The following is a 25,230-nucleotide window of genomic DNA, read 5'->3' on the forward strand; positions in this document are numbered from 1 at the left end:
AAAAGGGAAACCCTGCCCATTACTTTAATAACGACAAGAGATCAGTACGCGTTAATGCTTTAAAAAACGACATATCATTTTTAATCAGTTCATTCACCAGCTCCTTTTTATTCTCCTGTAGTTTACGAATCTTCTCTTCAATAGTATCCGGGCAAATAAGTCTCACCGCTATTACATTCTTTTTCTGGCCAATGCGGTAGCTGCGGTCAATAGCCTGGTTTTCTACGGCCGGGTTCCACCAGGGATCAACCAGGAATACGTAATCTGCTTCTGTTAAGTTTAGCCCTGTACCACCCGCTTTTAAGCTGATTAAAAATACACGGGTGTTTTCATCATCCCTGAATTGATGCACTACCGCTTCGCGGTTAGCAGTGCTGCCTGTAAGGTAGGCATAGGCAATCCGTTCTTTATCCAGCCCGTCTTTTATCAGGTCAAGCATGCCCACAAACTGTGAAAACACCAGCACCTTATGTTTGCCTGTTTTTTCTTTCAGCTGCTCCAGCAACACTTCTATTTTAGCAGAAGCATTACCATATAAACTTTCTTCCGATAATAACACCGGCGAGTTACAAATTTGTCTGAGTTTAGTGATGCCTTTTAACACATGCATGGTAGATTGCGGCATATCATCGTCCGCTTTTCCTTCCAGGTAATCGCGCAGGTCTTTTTCAAAAGCATCATAGGCTTTCTGCTGTTCCTCGCCCATAGGGCAATACAACACCATTTCCGTTTTATCCGGCAGCTCTGTTGCCACTTGTTGCTTGGTACGCCTTAGCATAAAAGGGTTAATGATATTTTGCAAAGCAGCTGCCCGTTTGCTATCCTTAAACTTGTCTATCGGAAGCGCATAAATATCTTTAAAGTATTGTTTCCCTCCCAACAGGCCGGGGCAGGCAAATGATAGTTGCCCATATAGATCAAAAGTATTGTTTTCCACTGGCGTACCGGTTACCGCTATGCGGTTGTTACACTGTAATAACCGTATAGCCTTGTATCGCTGCGATTCCGGGTTCTTAATATTCTGCGATTCGTCAGCTATGACATAATTGAACCCGAAAGTTTTTAATAGTTTGATATCCGACACCAAAGTGCCATAAGTGGTAATCACCACATCATACGAGGCAAAAGCTTTTACATGATAATCCCTGCTTTGCCCATGATGCACATACCACGTTAAAGAGGGGGCAAACTTTTGCAACTCCTCTCGCCAGTTAAACACCAGCGAGGTGGGCACCACCAGTAAATGGGTAGAGGGGCCTTTCTTTTGCCGTAAATGCAATATAAATGCAATCAGCTGTATACTTTTCCCTAATCCCATATCATCTGCCAAACAACCGCCAAAGCTAAAATCATCCAAAAAGTTCAGCCAGTTCAATCCCTGCCACTGGAAATGGCGTAGCGTTCCTGCCAATGCTTCCGGCACAGGCACTTCGGTAATAGATTCAAAGCGCGAAAAACGAAGGGAGTATTCTTTCAGTTCTTCCTTCACCTGCTCATCCATCATGCTATCTTCATACAACTGTTCTACAGCAGAGAAGCATATTTTGGGCATGGTCAGTACTTCGTCTTCTATTTCACCGGCCTGGAATATAGCTTCCATTTTACTCAGCCACTCTTCCGGCAATATCCCTATAGTGCCATCGTCCAGCTCTACATACCTGCTTTTGTTCTTTACCGCTTTATGTAACTTTTTCAACGATGCCCTTCTACGGTTATAACCCGCGTAAATGTCTATATTAAACCAGTTGGTGCCACTGGTAACCTGTATGTTAATGTTTACCTTATAAGGGTTGAGCTTATTGTTTTTAATATCATTAAAGCCATAGATGGCAATATCATCATTACGCCAGCTTTCAAAAGCATCCAAAAACCAGTTCTCGTTTAAAAGCTGGCTTTTATGTAAGTAAAACCAGGTAAGTTCATTATCTATCTGCTCGTAAAAATCAGGATGCTGTTTCATTAACAGGGCAGTGAACTGTAGTTCTGCCATATCATCCCGCTTCACGGTAAACAGCTCCCCTTTGCTGTCTTTGGCATAGATCTGCCTTTTGGTACGCACAGCAATTTCAATATCACCGTACTTGATCACCGGGTTCAGCAACACATAATTTTCACTCTCCGTAAGATAGATCATCTTTTCAAAAGGCTTATCTAACGCCTGTTCTGCCAGCTGTTCGGGAGTAGCAGGTTTCAGATAAGTATAGTCTATCGTTACTGTTTCCTCCAGCTTATCCAGTATCTCCTGTTGAAAGGTTTTGAACTTAGAGTCGTGTATCAGCAGGCGTTGTTGCTGTTTAAAAAACTGCAGCACCTTTAGCAATTGAAAACTGGCAGGCAAATGCAGCACATTGTTAATAGCTACAAAATAATCGTATTCCAAAGGCAGCTGCTCTAACCGGTATCCCTCCCCATTCATCCGAATCTGCACCATCACTTCAAAAAAGTGTCCCTTCTTATGCACCACCAATGTAATATGATAAATCAGCTGCCCTATTACCACCTGTTCAATACTGGTAGCCGTAACGTTTTCCGATGCAGCAGCGTTGAGCCGGTAAAAAGCATATTTACAGGGGTTTTTAACAATAGCTTTCAGCGCGTTCATATCCGCTGCACTCTGCGCTTCCTTTACCTGGTTTTGAAAACGGCTGATGCCGGTATAAAACTTTACTTCCAGTGCATGATCCGTTTTCCATACTGCTTCTATGGGATGCACCTGCTGCAACGGATTTTTCAGCTTACCTGACTTAGTGGTTTCCCCCTCATATAATTCTATTACCAGGTGATGGTAATACTTATGTTGCTTTAACACCACTGCCCTGGTAAACAGGTCATGCGTTTGTACCCTTTCTATCACCGTATGCTCCTGCGGCGCAAACAACCTGTTATGCAACAAACGGGTACTTTCTGCCGTTACAGGATATAACTCCGGCGTTTTAGGCCGCATGCTTATTTTCCCATCTATATATTCCAGCACAAAAAAATGTTCCGGGTAATACTCATGTTGCAGGCCATAAGCAGCTGCAAACTGCTGTAGCTTTTGCCTGCGTAGTGCTTCATCAAAAAACATACGCAGGTCTTCCCGCTCCGAAATGTTATACAATACCTGCGCACCATGTTCGCACAGCTTATCTGATGAAGCCTGGCAGGTACACGATACCACCAGCACCGCGTCTTCCTTTACCACCGTAACCGTATAAGGGGCCACATCTACAGTAAAGCCAGCGGCATTCACCTGCAGCGTGTACGGGCGCAGCTCGTTATAGCCCCGGGCATCTGTATGCAAAGCCATTCCCCTGCCACGTTGAATCAACAGCGTGTTAAGTTGCTTTATATCAAAGTTGTAAAAAGTATATACCATGTTTCCGTTGCCAAATTTGGGGCATTTGGCCGACATTTTACACTTTAAGCCAGTTCCCGCTTTTTGGCGTAACATTGTTACTCATTAACCTGCCTTCTGTTATGCTTTCTACTCACCACCAGGTTTTTATAGAGGTTGCCCGGGAAAAAAGCTTTTCCAAAGCCAGCGATACGCTGTTTATATCCCAACCCGCTATCAGCAAGCATATTAAACAGCTGGAAGAATACTATAAGATAAAACTGTTCGACAGAAAGGGCATTCATATTGAACTCACTACAGCCGGCAAGCTGCTACAGCAACGGGTGCTACAGGTAAAAGCCATACAGGAAGAAACCGAGTTCGATTTATCGCTGTTAAATCATCAGTCGCCCGGCAAAGGCATTTTAAAACTGGGCGCCAGCACCACCATTGCTTTGTATATACTCCCCAAAGTGTTGTCCATGTTCCTGCGACAGTACCCACAGATGGAAGTTACCCTGCTCAACCGCAACTCCGAAATTGTGCTGGAAGCCTTATTAAATCAGGAGATTAACCTGGGCATTATAGAAGGCCGTGAAAAGCTTACCAACGTAGTGTATCAGCCTTTTATGAACGACCGGGTAATTGCTGTGTGCAGCAAAAAAAACAGTATTGCAGCTAAAAAGAAATATGCTTTGCAGGAGGTAACACAAATGCCTATTGCTTTACGGGAACGCGGTAGCGGAACACTGGAAGCATTAAAATACACTTTACAAAAACATAAAATAGGATTAAACGACCTGCAGGTAAAGGCCCGGCTGGGTGGAACGGAAGCGCTTAAAAACTTTTTGATTGAATCGGACTGTGTAGGCTTTCTACCACAACGCTCTGTTACTAAAGAATTGAAACACGGCGAGTTAACAGAAATTCACTTCGATGGATTGCTGATAGAACGTAGCTTTTATTTCATACAACGCAAGGGCGAAACCAGCGAAATGAATAAAAAACTGATACAGCAGGCGCGTAAAGTGTATAACGTTAAGTTATAGGTTATAACATAAAGGTATCTGCAAGGTTATAGATGCGGCCTACTTTTATGCAATGGAATTAGTGGCCAATACAACATCCCTGGCAAGCACATTACAATGTCCTTCCTGCGGCAAAACCTACCCTATGCATCAGCTACAGGGTTATGCCACCTGTTGCCAGCAACCACTGGTTACCCGTTATCATTTATCAGCAAACAAACAGGACATAGCACATAACGTATACAATATGTGGCGTTATGCCACAATGTTACCCGTGCTAAACCCGGATAATATTGTAAGTCTCAACGAGGGCTGGACGCCTATTCATTCGCTGCAAAAAATACAACAACGCTTTGGCCGGCAGGTGCTGCTAAAAGATGAAAGTGTAAACCCCACGGGCTCTTTTAAAGCACGGGGCATCAGCGTGGCCGTATCCAAAGCCAAAGAGCTGGGCGTAACACATTGTATCATCCCTACAGCCGGTAACGCAGGGGGGGCATTAAGCGCCTATTGCGCCAAAGCCGGCATCAAAGCCACAGTGATCATGCCACGCATTACTCCTGTTACCTTACAGGAAGAATGCCGCATGTATGGCGCAGAGCTAATACTGGTAGACGGGCTTATCAATGCCTGTGGCAAACTGGCCCGGCAAATGGTAGAAGAAACAGGTGCTTTTGATATGTCTACCCTGAAAGAACCCTACCGGCTGGAAGGAAAAAAAACAATAGGCTACGAACTGGCCGAACAACTGCAATGGCAGCTGCCCGATGTTATCATATATCCTACCGGTGGTGGTACCGGGTTAATTGGCATGTGGAAGGCCTTTCGCGAAATGCAGCAACTGGGCTGGATAACCGGCAAACTACCCCGTATGGTAGTAATACAAACTCAAAATTGCGCACCCATGATACAACTGTTTGAACAAGGTAAAATAGCGCCTGGTTTTCAGGCGATACCTACAATGGCCTATGGCTTAGCCGTTCCCGAGCCTTTTGCTAAAGACATGATGCTGGAAGTACTGCACCATAGCGATGGTGCAGCTTTAACAGTAACAGAAGATGAAATAGAAAACGGTATGCAGGAAATGGCGGCTACCGAAGGTCTGTTGCTTTCTCCGGAAGGCAGCGCTACCTACGAAGGACTAAAAAAGCTGATTGAAAAAGACTGGATTCATCAGGATGAAACAGCCTTGCTATTCAACACAGGCGCATGGTATAAATACCGTTAGCCGCCATTTACCGTTGGTTATCCGCTCAACGCCACCACTGGCGTTGAGGGTAATCGGCCCCTACCTGCACCGGCTCGCCAATCATAGGCGTAGTAACAGGCATATGCAAGGCAGCCGCCGCAGCCGTTACCCGTTCTATAGGCTCGTTCCACGGATGCAAAGCCAGTTTAAACTTCGCCCAATGCACCGGCAACAATAGTTTTGCCTGCAACTCAACCGCCGCCTGTGCCGTTTGTTCCGGCATCATATGTATATAAGGCCAGGCTTCATTGTACTGACCACATTCCAGTATCACAATGTCAAAGGGGCCGTATTTCGCACCTATTTCCTGAAAATGTTTGTCGTAGCCCGAGTCGCCACCAATAAACAATTTGTAACCAAATATTTGCAGCACAAAAGAAGACCATAACGATCCACCACGCTTTAATCCTCTTCCTGAAAAATGTCGGCCGGGTGTGGCTGTTAAGGTAATGCCTTCGGCCAGTGTTTCTGTTTCCCACCAGTCCATTTCGGTAATATTACCATTGTCGCCTGTGCAGTCAGCAATATCCTTTCCTACTCCCAACGAGGTATAATACGCTTTGGTAACAGGGCGCAATGCCCCAATGGTTTTCTTATCCAGGTGGTCGTAGTGGTTATGCGTGATGATCATGTAATCAATCGCAGGCATATCTTCCGGCTTATACACATCAGCGCCCTGAAACGCTTTCACCATGGTGCTGATGGGCGAAGCATGCCCACTGAACACAGGGTCAACCAAAATATTCACTCCTTTACAGTGAATCAGGTAAGAGGAGTGCCCAAACCATACAATTACCGGTTGCTCTGAATAAAGAGATTTTAAATCTGTGCGCACAGAAGGCACAGGTTGTGCAGGCCTCACAGTAGGTAGCGGACTAAACTGCTCACGCAGTATTTTTGCCATGCTTACCCCTTCTGCCATAGTGGGTGTAAGCGACAGGTTCTGGAAACGCTTGTCCTTGTAATTTGCCGATTCTTCTAACTTTCTCCATTGCTTTTTCATCTTTTGCCATTGCTCACCTTTTTTATCGCGGAAAGCGGCAATAAAGTTACCATTTTCGGTATTCGGGCAGTTACCGCCTGTCAAAATCCACCACAGAACGCTTAGATTTGAAGCTATATTTAAATCAACCTCATGTTATTGCATTCCCGCTTATTCCGCTTGCTTACGATTGCCGCGGTAACCACTACCAGCCTTTGCCAGCTGCACACCGCACAGGCGCAAACCACAGATACCGCCGCGCTGTTTGCCCCCTTTCAGCAAACGGGTAATACCATCAGCTGGTATGGCAAGCAGGTGCTGGTAAATAAAACCGGTTTTCCTGAGCAAATACGCACCTTTTTTACACCCGATGGCAATAGTATAGACACCGCTGCCAATAACTTTATTATCGAGCCGGTTCACTTCCATATCGTGAACAATGCCACCCATAAAGACATTGCCTTTACCAGCCAGGGCGTCACCTATACGCAACAACAACCCCATTATATTCAATGGCAGGCCACCAACATATCCCCCTTTTTACAAATGGAGGTGAACGGATCGCTGGAACTGGATGGCTACCTGTTTTTTGTGGTAAAACTCACCGCTTTACAAAACGTAAACCTGGATGATATCCGGTACCACCTCCCTTTTAATTTTAACGTAGCCAAATATGTAATGGCCCCCGGCCAGAAAGGTGGCGCACGCCCCGACTCTGTAAAATGGACCTGGAATGCAAAAACGCCACAAAACAACGGTGCATGGATTGGCAACGTAAATGGTGGACTGCAATACGCCCTGTATGACGAAAAATACACCCGCCCTGCTACGGGTAAATCTGCCACTCAAAAAAAGCTTAACATTCCTGCTTCCTGGAGCAATGAAGGCAAGGGCAGCACCTGGCTGGCATTAAAAGGGAAGTCTATTCTATCAGAAACCTATAATGGCCCGCGTAACCTGAAACAAGGCGATGTGCTATACTACAACTTCGCGCTACTGATTACACCTTATCATACACCGGAAAAACAACAGCAATCACGCCTGTATCAGCCTTACAACAAACCTGATATTATCAAAGCCGCATCCGGCAAATATTTGGAATACCCCGGCCGCAGCTTATACCAGCAACCATAGTTAGCATTTACCTTACCGGCAGGCTAAACACAAACCCTGCGCTACCCTGTAATTGATGACTCTTTGTAATGAAACTAACCCGGTACAGACTATTGCCCCAGGTTGGTTTCATTTTATCATCATCAATAGGCCTGGGCTCTATACTAGCTGTATAATTACCTGCATCATACTTTAGTAATAACTGCACTTTCCCCTTTGTATTAGTAAACGTTAGTTGCCCTGGTTCGGCTTCATTTACCTGGTCGCAGGTAAGAAAATGAATGCGGGTAGCTTCTTTATATTCACTGAGCAGGTAGTTGTCATTTACCTGCACCTGCTCTTTGGCAGCATCAAATACCAGGCTTCGCTTCCAGCTTTTCACCATGGCTTCGGGAGGATATGCCCCTGCTATATCCATATCCAGCCGTGTTTGCTGTGCCGTATGCTTGCAGCTCACTTCCGTGGCTTTAAACTTGCTGCCGTCCTGCTGCATCACGCCGTTAATGGTAGGGCAGTTATGCCATTGCGATTGCATGGTCCAGATAGAATAGCGGTCTTTACTGAATGTTTTACGGGTATAACCACCTACACCTGCATCCACTATCACCGGCCTGCCATTCACATACAATACAAAGTTGCCAATATCGTTATGGTTGTGGCTTTCGCCGTTATTGCCCCCTTTCGCAGCCATAAACAATCCCTCCGTACTTCCGCCCTTGCTTCTTACGCTCAGCACCTGCAGGTTGGGCAACCACGACACAGCAGGCAAGCCTTCTCCTGGTGTAGTGGTAGCAAGCTTATCATACATAGCAACCTGCTGTAAAAAATCAACCAGGCTGCCATTGCCCAATCGTTGTTTGTTTTGCCGGAACAGATAGGCAGCAAAATGCGTCATGGTATCATTGCCAAACATACTGCCATAATAGTATACACTTTCTGCACCGGGATAAGTAACAGGCTGAGCATCGGCAAAGTTTACAAAGTAGTTATCGGCAATATGCAGTTTATAAATATAATCGCCCATTCTTTGCAATAAAGGCTTGTTGGCAAAGTTACACTTACCGTTACTGGCGCTTTGCAGCAATGCCAGCAAACGTATGAGTTTACCACCTGCCACACTCCAGTAGCCGGGCCCTTCATCACAACCACCATCTTCGGGATATTGGTTAATAAAACAATCTGTGCTTTTGAGTATTTTAGGCACTATATCATCCAGCACCTGGCTTTGCTGCGTGCACAGCACCGTGTATAGCACATTGGTATTGATCCAGGCATTCCAGTTGTTCACCACCTGGCCTTGTAAGCCCATCCAAAAAAAATCGCTCCGTTGCAGGTAAGGCTGCATAATACGTGTATCCAGTTCGGCCGCTATACGCTTATTCATACCTGCCGAAGCCGCATCCAGCTGATCATACAGCATCCATTGGGTGGCAGCTACGGTAGCAGCAGTAATGGCGCTGTACAAATCAATTACCACCTCATGGGTATCCGGCAATCCTACCCCGGCCTTCTGCATGCCTATATGTGCAGGTGCTACCCAGGTTTTCTCTTCCATCAAAACCTGTAAACCCTTTACAATCTGCGGCATATATTTCCCATTATGCGTGAGCAGTTCGCCAATCACCAGGTTGCTAAGCACACTACGCCTGCTATTATATTTATCCTCAAAATGATTACGGTTGCCGGTTATTTTGTATTCCAGGTATAGCGAATCGGATAAGGTGGGCCAGTCGAATGCCATACCCGCATCGGCCTGCTTTAACAATGTTTTTTTCACCGAATCCGGCAAAACGGCTATTTTCTGTTCCAGCGTCTGCTTTTGTGTAGCGCGCCAGGCAGCGATGTTGGATATATAAGAGGTAACTGGTTTGCCCTGCAAGGCATTGGTTAGGTAGTTACGTTGCGGATAAGAAGGAGTAACTATTTGCCAGGCTGTGGCAGCTACTGCCGCTATCAGCAGCAGCATACATAAAGCACGCACATTCGTTTTCATCGTACAGGTAATTTACTCACTCATTACCCGCTCTCCCCTTACTTTTTTAACATAATCCGATGGTGCCATTCCTATTACCCGTTTAAATACCCGGTTAAAAGTAACCGCATTATTAAAACCGGTACTATATCCTAACGACGAAAGCCCTTCATATTCGCCTAGTGTAATCTTTTTACAAGCCTCGCTGATCCTTATTTCATTCAAAAAAGTAAGATATGTTTTGCGGGTGTGTTTTTTGAAGTACTTGCAAAAAGCGTGCGGGGTTAGACAGGCCACCTCTGCTATCTGTTGTATGGAAACGTCTTTATGATAGTTTTCCAGAGTGTATTTATACACGTCATCCATTCTAAAACCGCTGAATGTTTTGGCCGGACTGCTTATTCCTGTGCCCAAATCGCGGCAAAGCTGCACTTCGGCTGCTATATATTCCAGTAAATGCAATAAGGTGGTTAACCGGGTAAGCCCTTCCGATTTTTCTATAAACTGAATTTCACGGCCAATTTGTTTGCGATGTCCCTCGTTCAACTGCAAACCGCAGGAAGCTCTGCTTACCAGTTTTTCTACGGCGGTAAGTTCTGGTAATAATCCAAAGCAGGGGCGTAGCTTTTCCATATCAAAGAAAATATGCACCGCCTTCGATTTGGTTTTCTTCTGAATAAGCGAAGCATCTGTTTTAAACATATGCGGCTGGTTAGCGCCGATGATATACACTTGCCCTGCTTCAAAGGGTTGTGAATAATTACCCACAATCAACACCCCTTCGCCACTTTCAATAAGGGTAATCTGCATTTCCTTATGATGATGCAGCTGGTTATAAAAAAAGGGCAATTCATCTGCCTCCACCACAATTGAACTTTCCTTTTGCACAGATACCAGGTAAGGAATTGCTTTCATCACTTCGTTGTTTTTGGGTTCATCGCGTCAAACATAGCAGTTTCTATCAAAAGCAGTAAAATGCACAGCTAATTTAAACAAGTCGGCCATTTTCCCCCAATAACCCCTCCCCTATGGACAATTACGGTTAACAGAAGAACAATCCGCGAAACACCTTATCCACCGCAAAATTATCCAATGATGTGCATAGATTGTCATTTTACCGGTTGTGTATTTCCCACTGCTATTTTTACGGGCAAAACGCATTCATGCACGAGCAACTGACCCGTATATCGTTTTCCAATACCAAACAGGGTTTTATTCATAAAACCGACAAACAGCTGAAAAATGCCCACCAGTTGTTTAATATGATGAATTATCCTTTGCTGGTAAAAGCAGGCACTATCATTACCCCTTTATTACTGAAATGGAAGTTTCCCATCAATGGGCTGATTGAAAAAACCATTTTTGCCCAGTTTGTAGGCGGTAAAAGTTTGCCCGATACCGCACCGGTAATTAACAACCTGAAACAGCACAACGTAGCAGTAATACTGGACTATGGTGCAGAAGGCCGCGAAAATGAAGAAAGCTTTGAAGCCGCCACGAGTGAATTCTTACGTATTATCGAATATGCATCCGGCAACAACAGCATTCCTTTTATCAGTGTAAAACTAACCGCCATTGCCCGGTTTGCCCTGCTGGAAAAATGCAATTCCCTGGTAACCCCTGATAACTGTACCCTGAATACCAGCAGCCTTACCACAGCGGAAGCTGCCGAATGGCAAGCCGTGATGCAACGACTGCACCGCATTGCCCAACAGGCAGCCCTGCACCAAACCAGTGTGCTGATAGATGCAGAAGAATCATGGATACAGGATACCATTGACGCAGCCACTACCGAACTTATGCGCATGTACAACCTCGAAACAGCAGTGGTGTACAACACCATTCAACTCTATCGTAAAAGAGGATATACTTTTTTAAAACAATCGCACGAGCTGGCGCAGGCCGATGGCTATATACTGGCAGTAAAACTGGTACGCGGCGCTTATATGGAAAAAGAAAGGAAACGCGCTTCCGAACTCAACTATTCATCCCCCATACAGGATACAAAGGAAGATACCGATAAAGCTTTTAACCAGGCTGTGGCTTATTGTATAGACTTTCATCAGTCCATTCATACCATTGTGGCTTCTCATAACGAGCATAGCAACCTGATGGCAGTGCGTTTGATGGAGAACAAATCAACGAACAACGAATCTCTGCCGGTTCATTTTTCCCAGCTGTATGGCATGAGCGATAATATCACTTATAACCTGGCAAAGGGTGGTTTTAGCGTAAGCAAATACCTTCCTTACGGCGCCATTGCCGATGTAATACCCTACCTCATGCGCAGGGCGCAGGAGAACAGCTCCGTGGCAGGACAAACGGGCAGGGAACTGTCGTTAATTAAAAAAGAAATACAACGCAGGTCCTTAAGCAAAAAGGCAGGCATTGAATAAAACAAACGGGGCTGTACATGTTACAGCCCCGTTTGTTTACGCATTTACCCAGGCTTCCCTTTCAAAATAGGGACTTACCGACAAATGCTCTTCAATAGCGTCTATTAAACGTTGATTGCTTTCCGACATAATAATAGCCATATTCCAGATATCCTTAGAGTACAAAAACTCACCATAGTCTGTTTCTATGGTAAGCGCCATGTCATCTATTACCCGTATATCTTCAATGTGCTTTACCACGGGCTGAATATCTGCAATAGCTTCTAACAGGTCTTTAAAAAAGGAGTCATCACCTACCCCTTCAAAAAACTCTATCAGCAGTTTGTCCGATCCGTATTCCGGTCTGTAATAATATTTATACTTCTTACTCAAGGTTGCTGATTTTTTTCCGGTAAGCTAAACACACCTGTTATCCGAACCTCTGTATGTATAGCAATATATATCTTAATATTTATATTTCATATTTTCTCCCGTTATAGTTACAGTAATTTTTCGGCATCAAAATGCTCCTTGCACTATTCAGTCATTTATTGTATATTATAGATACAGGATGAATACTCCAACAGGCAAAAAATAAAAACGGCGCTGAATCAGCGCCGTTTTCGTTACAGATATCCAAAAGGTTATAATTACCTGATATTTATTTTATGTGCTTCCATAAAGTCTTCTGCATCTACTCTTACCACATAGAAAGCAGCCGGTAAATGTCCCACTGGTATTACAAAATTATTAATAGCGTCTACTATAGTTTCCTGGCGCGCCAACACACGCTGGCCCGATTCGGTAAACATCTGTATCGTTACTTTCTGTGTTCTTTCGCTGAATATCCTTACCTGCATGGTACTGCGGTTGCTGGACCATACCCGCACTTTGTCGCTGGCAGGCACAATGGTTAACTTACCATTTACAAAAGTAAAGTAGTAGTTAGCAGCTGTTGCGCCGGAAGGAACAATATCGTAATAACCGATAGGAGAAATAGGAATAGCAGCAGTAGCTATCTGAATAGGGCTGGTAAACACCGTAGAATCTTCGCCACGCACAAAACCCGTATAGGTGTACGTTAATTCCGGATTCTTCTGTCCCTGTTCTCTTTCTTTGTCATCTGCTGTAACCACAATCTCTTTTGGTGTAATGCTAAAGTAAGCCGGCGTGTAATTAATGATCTTATAATCATCATTCGCCAGCGATCCCATGGTAATTACATATTTCCCTACATTTTCGCCTTCTTCCCTTTGTAAAGCACCATTCAACGACTCTTTAGCTACCAGGCCGGTAATCTGGTAAGTTAACACAGAATCTTCCTCACCGTATACCTTGCTGGCAGAGTCGGCAATTACGCTTACATCTTTCTTCACAATAGTACCTATACTGGCAAAAGCAGAAGTAGCAGTAAGTTTATAGTTAGCCGAATCGCTACCTAATAACTGCAAGCCGTTTACGGTAACCTTTTTATTTTCACCCGCATGCTTGCTATCGTAAGAGCCATACACAGGGTTGTTCAACACTACATTGTCATTTCCTATCACCCCTGTCATACTGTAATTGCCAGTTGCAATAACAGCGGTATCGTTACCATCATAAGTTTTAGCAATCACCGGCGTTGACAATAATGTAACTGAAACCGGCTGCGTAGTAATATTACCCGTGGTAGTGGTGGTGGTAGTGAGTAAGGTATAGTTGTCTTTAGCCGTTCCATTCAGCACAAGGTTGGTGGCTGTAATGGTTTTACCATTGGCCACCTTGCTATCTGAATAAGTAGTTACACAGCTAACGCTTAAAGTGTCGGTAGATACCACATTATCCAGGTGATAGTTGGCAGCTGCTAATACAGCCGTATCATTGGTATTATACACTTTTGTAATCAGCGGGCTGGCACTTAAGGTAAAGTTCAGTTCCCGCTTGAGTATATCACCCGTAACAGTAGCAGAAGAATCCACCAGCAGGTAGTTGTCTTTTTTAGCACCGGTTACCTCTATATTGTCAGCGGTAATGGTTTTAGCCATACCTGCATTGACATCAGAATAATGTATCGTACGTTTTACTTCAATAGCGTCATCCAGGACAATGCCCGTAACCATATAGTTATCTTTAGATAAAATTACCGTGTCAGTACCATCATACACCTTGGAAATGGCGGGTTTGGCATTCAGACTAAAATGAATATCCCTTTTCTTCACGGTGAATTTACCAGCCTGGTAGCTTAACTCGTAATTGGTATTACCATCAGCATCCACAGCAATCTCATATTCTCCGGCATCAGAGTTTTTCACCACACTGGTGGTAACCACTACACCTGGCACTGTAGAATCGCCATTTACTAAACCTACATAGGTAACCGTTAATGCAGGATTATCGTCTCCATATATCTTGTCTTTATCATCTGCTATCAGCGTCAGTGGCTGGGCATTGATCATAAAGCCCTGCGAAAACACTACAGGCAAATAATATTCATTTCCCGCTTGACGGGCTGTTATCAAAGCACCACCTGTGCCCTGGATCATTACCACCGTATCATTTCTAATATCTATCGGACCACCCGCTACAGAAAAAGTCACCGGCAAGCCCGATGTAGCAGTGGCGCTCAATATCATAGAAGTATCGCCATACACCCTGTCCACCAGATTATTAAAAGTGATGGTCTGTGGCGCTTTATCTATCGTCAGTGTATATTTTTTGGTCACAAAGGCAGGCACCCCGTTAATTGCCGAAGCATCCGTCACCTTTACCACAAAATTATAAGTGCCCATATCATTAGCCGTACCGGTAATAATACCTGTGGTGCTTAAATTAAACCCTTTAGGCAAACTGCCCGAATACACTTCATAGGTAAATGGCTCTATACCATCTGTAGCAGTAAGTGTATCTGCAAATGCTATTTTATACACCGGATGTTTTAATGTATCGGGCGACACCATAATGAAAGGCCCGAATTCATAAGAAGGCATATCGATAGAATCATTCCTTACATAAAACTGCATATCGGCATACCCACCGTTAAAGCCCGCAAAGCTGGTACTGTTAGAGGTAGGATCAGGCAAAGTAGAAGCATCACAACCATTACAAAATACCATCCGGGGAATGCTCATATACTTGTTAACATTCTGCAGGTTGGCCTGGTAATACAATCCGCTGGGCACAAATAACTCTACCACATAATCCGCTCCTTTATTCAACCAACGATAATTAGATAGAGAAGTATAGTTAAACTGCTCCGCTGCACCACCTACACTGGTTTGTTCCAGGATATCTTCGGTATCCAGATCAAAAAGCGTTACCGTATTAGTAGAAGCCACAGGCATTTGTTTACCCAGCCCGGTTAACAACATATTCTGTTTGGGCCTGAACCAGATCCCTCGTTGCGAGTTATTAGCCGGACTACCCACCTGCTTCTCTGTAGTAGAATCGGTAGTATTAAAAGGCCCCAGGAAAGTGTTTAAAGTAGAAGCATTTACTGCCGCGTTGTTGCCATAGAACATATAAAATATCACCACATCATTAGCAGGCACCGAATCTATTTTCACCCACACTTTAGTACTGGCCGTATTAGCGCCACTTTCTATAAAATAAGGATAAAGGGTAACACCCTTTGCATCCTTACCAAAACGAAGATCTTTCAGGCTGGCGTCCATTTGGCCGGCATCTACCAGGCTTTTGGTATCTATCAGCAGCATCTGGTGAAAGTCGATGGTAGCCGTAGCCGTGGCGTTGGTAATACGTATAGCTGTTTTATACTTCCAGCCCGAAGGTTGCGCCCAGGCATTGTTGCCAACACCTAAGGCTGCTATCAATAATACCACAAACAGCCACCTGGGCAACGTTTGTTGTTTATGAAAAGAATAGAATTCCGTTGTCATATAGTTTTTTTAAAGGGGATTGTTATTTCGCTTCTTTGCTCATGTAAAAAAGCAGGCTAAAACGCAGCGTATTGGATAATGGGTTGCGCGTTACCCCGCTACCCGAAGGCACCAGGTAAGAGAAGTTTACACCAAACATGCTATAGTTAATACCTACGCCTGCGGTTAAATAGTTACGTTTACCCATGCTGCGGCTATCGGTATAATAGCCTAACCTTAGTGCATATAAGCGGTTATATACATATTCACTACCTATAGAGTAGGCCATAGCACTATTGCCAAATGATTTAAACAATCCGCTTAACGATCCTTCACTGCCATACTTGGCATAAGCAGCCGAATCAGACGCATCGGGCAGCTTAGGCACCATCAGCTTATTAATTTCGCCATGGAGGCTTATTTTATGCACCTCATTAAACACCCAGCTGTAACCCGCTCCTAAAGCCAGGTTGGCAGGCAAATAATTTTTCTGGGTAGCATCATTGGTGTACCCTATTTTACTGCCCAGGTTAGTAAGCGCTGCACCTGCATGCCAGCCCTCACCCGCTTCATCCACTTTATTATAATACACTCCCAAATCGGCAGCAAAAGCATTACCCGCTTTATACATACTTCCCGTAGTAGAAACTGTACCTGCCAGGTTGGAATAAATATACCGTAAGGCTGCCCCTACCGAAAGATTGGCAGTCAGCTTTCTCGAATATCCCAGGTCAAACCCCAGCTCACTCGATTTCTGATGCCCCAGATCATTACCATCTGCATCAGAAATTTCTATATTACCCAGGCTAAAGTAACGTAGCGAAGCAGAAAAAGCCTGCTCTTCTCCGGGTTTGTAATACCCGGCCACAGATGCTAAATACACATCTTTTAAACCCAGGTCTTTTAACCAGGGAGTATAAGTAGCGCTTACACCACTTAAATCGTGCACAAACGCATATTTCGCAACATTATAAAATTGAGAATTGGCATTGGGTGAAGTGGATACACCGGTTTCGCCCATGCCACCGGCACGTGCATCCGGCGATATACGTAAAAATGGCACAGCAGTACTTACTATGTCAATTTTCTCCGTTGCCTGGCCATAGCTGCTTACCATACCGCATAAGCAGATTGCTGCCAGGTAGCCTCTTTTCAAGATTGTTTTCATTGATCTCAGTTATTAATTAAAGGGGATATATCAGATATTGGTTCTTCGGTTCGTTGTTGCACAAACCCACAGGTAGCTATAGAGGTTAACAATAAAATAGCATATTGTGTAGTCATATAGTTTAGGGCGGGTTGTAAAAGTAATTCGGTTTAGGTTTTACAAATATATTGTTAAGTGTGCTGTTTCATCCAATCCTCATAAGTCATTTCAAACTTAATTTCACGCGAGCCGTGCATCCCCACCTCTGTCCAACCGGCTTTCCGGTAAAAAACAGCAGCACGTGTACCCGGTGCCGTACCCAGCCACACCGTTGTTTGGGTTTGTGAAAAATACCATTCCAGCATCAGGGAATGCAGATGCCTTCCAACACCCTTTCCTTCAAATTCGGGTCGTATAAACAAAGCCCAGATATTATTGTCCTGTAAATCGGCAATAGCAAAACCCACCAGTAAACCATCTACTTCGCAAACCCAGCCACGGCCGCGTTGGTTTATAAATATTTCACAATCGTTATCAGTTACCAAACCGGGGTCTGATAAAGTGTTTTCTTTCACGGTATGTCGCACAACCTGGATTTGTGGTATATCCGCAGTTGTAGCTTGTCTGAATTTCATGTTTCCGTTAATTTTACTTACGGCATTGAAAAATGAAAATAATACATTTTAATCTATGAACGCCCCCCTTTAATATCCCCCCTCCGGGTAATAGTAATTTTATTTTGACGGCCCTGCAATTATCTCTACATTAGCTACCTACCCCTATAGTTATGAAAAAGAACTGTACCCTTGTATCACTGTTGAATATTGTACTGTTAGCAGGTCTTATATACTGGCCTGCAAGTAATGCTTTTGCCCAGTATAACTTTAGCAAAGTAGATAACTGGTTAACCACCAATTCCCCTCAGTTAGGGGGACGCACTATTCTGATGGTGTATAAAGATGGAAAGATTGTATATAATCAATCGGTCAACAGTATGAACTTCCGGCAAAAAGCCGTTAATAAGATCATAGCCAGGCGGCAGGGGCAGGAAGCCAACCTGGACGATTACACCACCACCAGCCGCCAGGCCATAGCCAGCTGCAGCAAATGGCTGAGCGCTGCATTGGTAATGACTTTTGTAGATGAAGGCAAACTACAGCTCAACGATACAGTAGGAAAGTTTTTGCCCGTGCTATCGCAACATGGCAAAGGCAATATCACTATCAGTCATTGCCTGTCGCACCTTACCGCCATACATGCACCGGACCTAAAAGAAAGCCTGCAGGAAATGCGCCAGGTGAACAGCATGGACGAAGCCATTGAAAACATTGCCGTCCTGCCTATGGAAGGCCAGCCCGGTAAAGTATTCCGCTATAGCAACACCGGTCTGCAAATAGCCGGTGCTGTGCTGGAAAAAATAACCGGCAAAAGCTTTGAAACACTTTTTGCCGAACGCATTGCACGGCCGCTGAATATGCAAAACACCGATTTTGGTAAAGGCAAAGTAGCCTTACCCGCCGGTGGCGCATTCAGCACGCCTAATGATTACATGAACTTCCTGGTAATGATACTGAACAAAGGCCTGTTCAATGGCAAAAGAATTTTGAGTGAAAGCAGCATAGCCGCCATGCAGGTAAACCGCGTTACCAAAGAAGTAACAGTAGCGTACGCCCCTGCCGAAGCCGGGCAGTTTGGCTATGGCTTTGGCGAGTGGGTAATGGGCAACCGCACCAGCACCACCGGCAACGAATCTATTACCAGCCCTGGTTTGTTTGGCAGCTTTCCCTGGATCAGCAACACACATCATTACTGCGCTTTTCTCATGGCATTTTATATAAAAAGCGAAGGCAGGCAAGAGCGGTATATAACCCTGAATAAATTGGTAAATGAAGCGTTACAGTAACCTGCCTTCCCGCCCGTTGATCATTACACTGGAAATGGAAGAAGAACAACAACACCGGTTCAACCTCCTGCGCACACAATTTTTCCCATCACATGCCAATTACCTCGATGCACATATCACCCTGTTTTACAAACTACCTTCCCACCAACCAGGCATTCAGGCTGCATTGGAACAGTTTGCCCAACGCCCGCCCCTGGTATTGGACGTAGTGCAAATAAAACAAGCCGGTAACTGGGTAGCCTATCACCTGCAATCACCTGCATTACAAGCACTGCACCTGCAAATGCAGGAAGCCTTTGCGCCCTGGCTTTGTAAACAGGACAGCAAGCCATTACATCCACACATTACCATTCTGAATAAAACAACAGAGTATAAAGCAAAACAGGTGCATCAGCACCTGCAACAAAATTTTGAACCGTTTTCCATCCCCACCACAGGCTTTAAAACATGGCTGTATATGAAAGGCCCCTGGAAGGCACAGCACGTTTATGCCTTCCGGTCATAAGCCAGCAACCCGGAATGTAATTAGCTTACTCGTTTTCCTTTCAGCAATTTATCTACAGCATCTTCAAAAGAACCGGCACGGGTTACTTCACCAGAATTTACAAAATAAATTTCATCCGCATTTTCAATGGTATTTAACCGGTGCGCAATAATAATACGTGTGGTGGTTGCCGGCAACTTGTTTAAAATATCCTCCAGCAATTGCTCTGTCACTGTATCTATATTAGCAGTGGCTTCGTCCAGTATCAACACATCCGGATTACGCAACACCGCGCGCATAAAAGCAATCAGTTGCTTTTGTCCTAAGCTGATGCTATCGCCACCGGAAGTAACTTTTGTCTCCAATCCGTTTTCAAAAATAGTAAGCAAACTTTGCAGGTTGGCATTTTTAATCACCTCTTCCAAAGCTTCGTTTCTATAGGCTGCATACTGTTCGTTACCATACAGGATATTCTCTTTCACGGTACCGGTAAACAAAAATGGCTCCTGTAAAATAAAGCCTACTTTTTTAGTCCTTTCTGTTGCCGTATAGCTGCGTATATCTTTGCCATCCAGCAAAACAGTACCACTTACCGGGTCGTATAAACGCGCAATTAGCGACGCGGTAGTAGTTTTACCTCCCCCTGTCGGGCCCACAAAAGCATAAGTTTTCCCCCTTTGCAATTGCAGGGATATATTATGCAAAATTTCCTTACCAGGCAGGTAACCAAAATGCACGTTCTTTAATTCAATTAAAGGCCCGGCAGCCGACACTTCTTCTGCCGTTTCCATCACCGGCAAGTTAGTATCCAGCGATAAAATAACCGATACCCTGTCCCAGCCGGCCATGGCTACCTGAAAGCTGGTCCACAAAGCAGCCAGCTGCCGCAAAGGATTGTAGAAGTTAGTGGCATAGGCAAGATAACTCACCAGCAGCCCTACCGAAAACTCCTGGTGTGCTATCAGGTAAATACCATACAACAACACTGTAAGCTGCGCCATACTGGACAGCATACTGTATACCGGCACAAAAATATTATTGGCCAAACCTGCGCCTTTAGCAGTAGTATAATTTTGCTGGTTCGCCGTTTGAAACCGCTGCCTGAAATAGTCGCGGCGGTTAAAAGCGATGATCACTTTAAAATTGCCCAGGCTTTCCTGTATCTCTGCGCTCATGCCTCCTACGCTGGACATGTTCACCGCATTTTTCTTCTTTACCCAGGGCGATACAATTCTCGTAAACAACACAATCAACACCGCGGGCACTAATGCCGCCACCCCCAGCCGGATGTTAATCACCAGTAAAAAAATACCTGCTCCCGTCATAGTAGCAATGCTGCCAATAAACTGCATAAGCGACTGCGAGAAAAAAGAGTTGATCTTGTCTGTATCGTTATTCACCCTTGATATTAAATCACCCGCTTTATTCGCATTAAAAAAGCCAACAGGCAACACCTGCAACTTTTGAAACACTTCGTTGCGCAGGGTAAACAACATACGCTGACCCACGCCACCCATTAGTTTGGTTTGAAAGTAACTGGTGAATAAAGCCACCAGGTACATAGAAAGCAGTATGCCGGCAAACACCAACACCCCATGATATTGTTTATGCACTACATAAGTATCAATAGTATGCCCTATCAGGTAAGGCCCTAACAGGTTTAAGGTAGAGTTCAACAAAATGGCTACCAATGCAATCAGCAAATTGCGCCGCTCGTGCGATATCAATTGCAGCAGGCTTTTTAAAGCAGCCAGTGTAGATGTTTTGGGCCTTTGCTGCCCCAGTTGATTAAGATTGTAATTCATAATTGCTGGTGCTTTGTTGTGAATTAAATAACTGCACATATTCAGGGCTGGTTTGCATCAACGTATCATGCTTACCACTGGCTATCAGTTCGCCCTGCATCAGCAATAATATCTGATCATAATGTTCTACCGTAGCTATTTTCTGTGTAACACTCAATAAAGTAATACCCGGATAATTGCGTTCAATATTGTCCAGTATACGCTTTTCTGTATTGGCGTCTACCCGTGCCGTAAAATCGTCCAGCAACAACACTTTCGGATTTATCGCCAATGCCCGGGCCAGCATAATACGCTGCTTTTGCCCACCCGACAAACTACTGCCCCGTTCCGAAACAATAGTGTTCAGTTTATCCGGAAGGCTGTTTACAAAATCCATCAGTTCGGCTGTTTCCATTGCTTTTTGCAACGCAGCATCTGTTACCTTATCACTAAACGCAATGTTTTCCCGAATGCTCATGTTAAAGATGATGCTATCCTGAAACACAAAGCCCACCTGGCGGTAAAAAATTTCACTGTTATAATCGGTAAACACATGTCCATCAAAAGTAACCGCGCCGGTTGCCGGCTTTATTAAACCGGTAAGCAAATACAGCAACTGCGTTTTACCTGCTGCCGTAGGACCGATAATGGCAATTTTAGCCCCCGCCTTCACCTCAAAAGAAATATTCTTTAACACCGGCGTTTGCCCATATAATACATTCACTCCCCGTAAAGCAATATCCCCCTGCAAAGCATGCGTAAGTGTCCCGGTTTCTTCCGGCTCCGGCGCATCCAGCACACCACGTATGCGATCGAACGCCGCAGTTGCCTGCGCTATCACATTGCTCATAAACCCGATAACCAGTATGGGAAATATCAACATGGCCAGGTAGCTGTTAAAGGCGGCAAACTCACCCAAACTCATGCTGCCCGTAATAACATAATGCCCACCCAGCACCAATATGCTTAACATGGCCATGTTGGCAGTAAACGTAATTACCGGTATCAACCCCGCAAACAGTTTTAAAATGGCCATCCCAAAATTGCGCGCTTTGGTACTTGCTTCTAAAAACTTTACATACTCACCCTGCTGCGAGTTCACCACCCGTATAATAGCAGCGCCCAGTATACTTTCATTAATTACCTTATTCAGCCAGTCTATCACTGCACGGCTTTGAATAAACAAACCACGCACCTTGCGCAATACCAGGAAGAAAGTAATACCGATAATAGGAATAATAGCTATTACACACAATGCCAGCTTCCAGTTAATAGAAAGCAGCAACACACTGGCTCCAACAATGATACATACCGAAGAAATGATAGAAACAATGGCCTGTGCAATAAACATTTTAATAGAATCAACATCGGCCGTTAAATTGGTAAGTAGTTTACCCGGCGTTACCTGCTCAATAAATGCATGACTTTGCCGGGATATTTTATCCGACAAACGCGTGCGCAAATCACGGGCAACCTTTTCCGAAGCATAGGTTTGAATAATGCTTTGCAGATAGGTGAATATAAAAATAAAACCCACTGCCACCCCAAACTGCAACAACACGGCCACGCTATCAAACGTACCCGCCGTATAAGCATCTATACTATGTGCAATAATAGAAGGAAGAACAAGGTTAATGGCATTACCCAACAGGGTAAACAATAGCAACACCAGCACCAACGCCCGGTAAGGCCTTAGTAAACTCAAAATTCCCGGCTTTTTGTTCATAACTCACATTTGAAGAGTAGAATTTCCCCACCTATTTACGCTAAATGTAAACAGATTTACCATACCACAAACACAATACCGCACCCCTTCGGCAAGTGTAAAAAAACAAAGGATAAGCAGGCTTACCGCTTATCCTTTATTCACATTAAGTTAATGAATGTAACTATTTTGCACGCCTTTTATAGGAGAAAACCTCATTATCCCTTTCACGCCTGTACACCAGCGAATCACGGGTTAGTTTTTTAATTTCACTGGTACTTACCTCTTTCTGATCCATAAACAAAGTAAGCTTCCGTTTTTTCAGCACAAAATTAAAACGCAGGGTATCGATGGTTCCTTCTTCTTCAGCAGACATCAGCATAAACAAGCTGTTGTCGCTTTCAATGGTAACGTTGGGAGAATTTTCAGGAGTAATCGTAATCCACTCGCCGGATAACAACGCTTTATCTACCGTTGCTTTGGAGGTGCTGCAGCTGAACATCACAACTACCACTACACAAAAGAAAGTCAGCTTCAGAAAATATTTCATAGCCAGAGTTTTTAAAGGTTCCGGCCAAAAGTAGAACATATTCCCTAAAGCGGCTGCATAATGGTACGGAAAGTTAAATTAACCCGTGCTGTTCTTACCTGCTTTGCAGGCGGTAACCGGTGCAGCCAGTGCGTTTGCGTAACATCTTTCATTACCAGCAAACTACCATGCTCCAGCTTTAACTCCACCTTCTCCTGTGTTTGTTTATGCTTAAAAGCAAATTTGCGTTCGGCCCCAAAGCTGAACGAACCAATAGCGCCATTTTTTTTCAAATCAGTTTCCCCATCACTATGCCAGGCCATACCCTCTTCACCGGTATGATACAGGTTGAGTAAACAGGAATTATAGGTTTCACCACTGGCTTTTTCCACCATCATTTTCAATTCCAGCAGTTCGGCCGTCCAGGGTAAAGCCAGTTTGGTTACGCCAGAATAAGTGTAGGCAAAAGGCTTATCACCATACCAGGCAACCTTCCGTTTGGTCACCAGCTTTTTCCCGTAAATAACGGCTTCGTCGTTTTTCCACTCAATAGTGCTGAGCAACACCTGCAGGTAATGATTGGCTTGTGCCAGGGTTAGCAGCTTCCCATAATAGTGCACCGTACCATCCTTTGGCAACCAGTTTTTATTTTTATCTACCGCTTCACTAAACAGCTCCAACATAACACCGGGTTTTTACCATGCAAAAATGAATCATTTCCAGCATGATAAAAACCCGGTTCCTGCGCAATACGCTGGCGGCAAACTACGGGGCTGCCACTATATATTCCTTGCCGTTAGCGTCCATATAAAATTCACGGCTGGCAGTAGTTACCAAAAAGTATACATTACCCGCTATGCGTTTAATACTTTGGTAATCATGTTTGCCTATTACCTTTTGGGAGCTTTTATCCAATACGTTCCAGCCTTTGGCAGTTTTTACAGCCACATAACGCTTCACCAGCTCAGCAGGCACATTACCCGGATGGCTTATTTCAACGGTTTGCTCCCCGCCATCCGTTGCAGGCACAGCATCTTCCAGGCGCTCCATATCCTTTAACTCCATACCCGCTTCCAGGTTTAAAACCGTTATCCTGTTGTTCAGGTAATGGTAATCCATATCCTTGTATTTAAACACCAGCGCACCCTGTTCGGCAAAACCGGTTTCATCAAAAAACGCCGGCGATACAGCCCTGCCGGTATTTTTATCCATCCACCCCCAGTTGCCATTGTTAGTATAGGGCACCAGGTCGTCCGTTTTTTTACCTTTCACCCCTTTAAACACTTCCAGTAATTTTTGATAGCGGGCCCTGATATCCTGTATTAAGGGCTTCCACTCTTTGGCCATACGCACCGTATCAAACTCGCTGTTCTCCTGTATACGCAAGGTGTCCAGCCAGCCTTTTTTTACGCTTTCTCTTAAATAGGTAAATGCCAGTGCCTGTTTGTGAGTAATAGCTGCACAGGCAGCCCCGTAATAATAATCGGTTGCATTACATTGCTCTTTAAACACCAGTACCTTTTTAAAAGTATTCAGCGCGTTATCGTATTGCTGGTTGCCATACGAAACCATCATATCGCTTACCAGTGTATAATAATCATCTGAAGTGTTTCCGGTTTGCGCACTACTCTGAAAAATGCCGGAAAATGCAAGCAATACGGCTACAATAAATCGTTGGGTCATAAAGGGGTTGATTCGTTACGCCGCAATTTAATGTGTTTTGCGGTATAGCAAACAATAGAAATCCAGGCATTGACCGAAAAAAAAATCAGTTCCCCTATACGTATTT

Annotated in this window: 19 protein-coding genes; 6 read left to right on the forward strand and 13 right to left on the reverse strand. The window is 44.4% G+C overall.

Translation table 11 applies throughout. The features are described from left to right. Positions 1-19: 19 nt before the first annotated feature. The gene (locus FLA_RS20945; protein WP_096511221.1) at positions 20-3,433 is read right to left on the reverse strand and encodes a DEAD/DEAH box helicase; all 3,414 of its coding nucleotides are present in this window, start codon (positions 3,431-3,433) and stop codon (positions 20-22) included. A 26-nt stretch (positions 3,434-3,459) separates the two neighbouring features. Between FLA_RS20945 and FLA_RS20950 the strand changes: the two genes are divergently transcribed. Together FLA_RS20950 and FLA_RS20955 are read left to right on the forward strand one after the other, a co-directional pair. Then, positions 3,460-4,365: a LysR substrate-binding domain-containing protein gene (locus tag FLA_RS20950; protein WP_076382293.1), complete on the forward strand. Its 906-nt coding sequence runs from the start codon at positions 3,460-3,462 to the stop codon at positions 4,363-4,365. 124 nt (positions 4,366-4,489) lie between these two features. After that, positions 4,490-5,572: a threonine synthase gene (locus tag FLA_RS20955; protein ID WP_231940299.1), complete on the forward strand. Its 1,083-nt coding sequence runs from the start codon at positions 4,490-4,492 to the stop codon at positions 5,570-5,572. Positions 5,573-5,597: 25 nt separating this feature from the next. Here the strand turns inward: FLA_RS20955 and FLA_RS20960 are convergent, their stop codons facing one another. Further along, positions 5,598-6,680: an MBL fold metallo-hydrolase gene (locus FLA_RS20960; RefSeq protein ID WP_231940300.1), complete on the reverse strand. Its 1,083-nt coding sequence runs from the start codon at positions 6,678-6,680 to the stop codon at positions 5,598-5,600. Between the two features lie 48 nt (positions 6,681-6,728). On the opposite strand from FLA_RS20960, the gene FLA_RS20965 reads away from it, so the two are divergent. Continuing rightward, entirely contained in the window at positions 6,729-7,709 is a 981-nt protein-coding gene (locus tag FLA_RS20965; RefSeq protein ID WP_076382182.1) for a glycoside hydrolase domain-containing protein, read from the forward strand. A 7-nt stretch (positions 7,710-7,716) separates the two neighbouring features. Here FLA_RS20965 and FLA_RS20970 read toward each other — a convergent pair whose 3' ends face one another. Continuing rightward, positions 7,717-9,681 (reverse strand): heparinase II/III domain-containing protein, encoded by a 1,965-nt coding sequence (locus tag FLA_RS20970; protein WP_084206500.1) that lies wholly within the window; start codon positions 9,679-9,681, stop codon positions 7,717-7,719. Positions 9,682-9,693: 12 nt separating this feature from the next. After that, the gene (locus FLA_RS20975; RefSeq protein WP_076382184.1) at positions 9,694-10,575 is read right to left on the reverse strand and encodes an AraC family transcriptional regulator; all 882 of its coding nucleotides are present in this window, start codon (positions 10,573-10,575) and stop codon (positions 9,694-9,696) included. Between the two features lie 248 nt (positions 10,576-10,823). Between FLA_RS20975 and FLA_RS20980 the strand changes: the two genes are divergently transcribed. Then, on the forward strand, positions 10,824-12,056 hold the full coding sequence (locus FLA_RS20980) for a proline dehydrogenase family protein (RefSeq protein ID WP_076382185.1): 1,233 nt from the start codon (positions 10,824-10,826) through the stop codon (positions 12,054-12,056). A gap of 36 nt (positions 12,057-12,092) precedes the next feature. Here FLA_RS20980 and FLA_RS20985 read toward each other — a convergent pair whose 3' ends face one another. The 4 genes from FLA_RS20985 to FLA_RS21000 form a co-directional block, all read right to left on the reverse strand. Further along, complete coding sequence (locus FLA_RS20985; RefSeq protein ID WP_076382186.1) at positions 12,093-12,428, reverse strand: hypothetical protein; 336 nt, start codon at positions 12,426-12,428, stop codon at positions 12,093-12,095. A 257-nt stretch (positions 12,429-12,685) separates the two neighbouring features. Beyond that, positions 12,686-15,910 (reverse strand): DUF2341 domain-containing protein, encoded by a 3,225-nt coding sequence (locus FLA_RS20990; RefSeq protein WP_076382187.1) that lies wholly within the window; start codon positions 15,908-15,910, stop codon positions 12,686-12,688. Between the two features lie 22 nt (positions 15,911-15,932). Beyond that, complete coding sequence (porV, locus tag FLA_RS20995) at positions 15,933-17,057, reverse strand: type IX secretion system outer membrane channel protein PorV (protein ID WP_084206501.1); 1,125 nt, start codon at positions 17,055-17,057, stop codon at positions 15,933-15,935. A gap of 170 nt (positions 17,058-17,227) precedes the next feature. Next, positions 17,228-17,671: a GNAT family N-acetyltransferase gene (locus FLA_RS21000; RefSeq protein WP_076382189.1), complete on the reverse strand. Its 444-nt coding sequence runs from the start codon at positions 17,669-17,671 to the stop codon at positions 17,228-17,230. 152 nt (positions 17,672-17,823) lie between these two features. On the opposite strand from FLA_RS21000, the gene FLA_RS21005 reads away from it, so the two are divergent. Both FLA_RS21005 and FLA_RS21010 read left to right on the forward strand, forming a co-directional pair. Continuing rightward, entirely contained in the window at positions 17,824-18,939 is a 1,116-nt protein-coding gene (locus FLA_RS21005; protein WP_084206502.1) for a serine hydrolase domain-containing protein, read from the forward strand. Then, entirely contained in the window at positions 18,923-19,444 is a 522-nt protein-coding gene (locus FLA_RS21010) for a 2'-5' RNA ligase family protein (protein ID WP_076382190.1), read from the forward strand. The genes FLA_RS21005 and FLA_RS21010 overlap by 17 nt, the downstream gene beginning before the upstream one ends. Before the next feature lie 20 nt (positions 19,445-19,464). Here FLA_RS21010 and FLA_RS21015 read toward each other — a convergent pair whose 3' ends face one another. The 5 genes from FLA_RS21015 to FLA_RS21035 form a co-directional block, all read right to left on the reverse strand. Next, a complete protein-coding gene (locus tag FLA_RS21015) occupies positions 19,465-21,228 on the reverse strand; it encodes an ABC transporter ATP-binding protein (protein WP_076382191.1) in 1,764 nt (587 codons plus the stop codon). Continuing rightward, a complete protein-coding gene (locus FLA_RS21020; RefSeq protein ID WP_076382192.1) occupies positions 21,212-22,933 on the reverse strand; it encodes an ABC transporter ATP-binding protein in 1,722 nt (573 codons plus the stop codon). The genes FLA_RS21015 and FLA_RS21020 overlap by 17 nt, the downstream gene beginning before the upstream one ends. 163 nt (positions 22,934-23,096) lie before the next feature. Next, positions 23,097-23,462 carry a hypothetical protein gene (locus FLA_RS21025; RefSeq protein ID WP_144264165.1) on the reverse strand — a complete coding sequence of 122 codons (366 nt, stop codon included), beginning with the start codon at positions 23,460-23,462 and terminating at the stop codon, positions 23,097-23,099. 44 nt (positions 23,463-23,506) lie between these two features. Beyond that, the gene (locus tag FLA_RS21030; protein WP_096511223.1) at positions 23,507-24,124 is read right to left on the reverse strand and encodes an alpha-ketoglutarate-dependent dioxygenase AlkB family protein; all 618 of its coding nucleotides are present in this window, start codon (positions 24,122-24,124) and stop codon (positions 23,507-23,509) included. An 82-nt stretch (positions 24,125-24,206) separates the two neighbouring features. Next, a complete protein-coding gene (locus FLA_RS21035) occupies positions 24,207-25,124 on the reverse strand; it encodes a hypothetical protein (protein WP_076382194.1) in 918 nt (305 codons plus the stop codon). Positions 25,125-25,230 lie beyond the last annotated feature (106 nt).

Source organism: Filimonas lacunae, from assembly GCF_002355595.1.
GTDB classification, from domain to species: domain Bacteria; phylum Bacteroidota; class Bacteroidia; order Chitinophagales; family Chitinophagaceae; genus Filimonas; species Filimonas lacunae.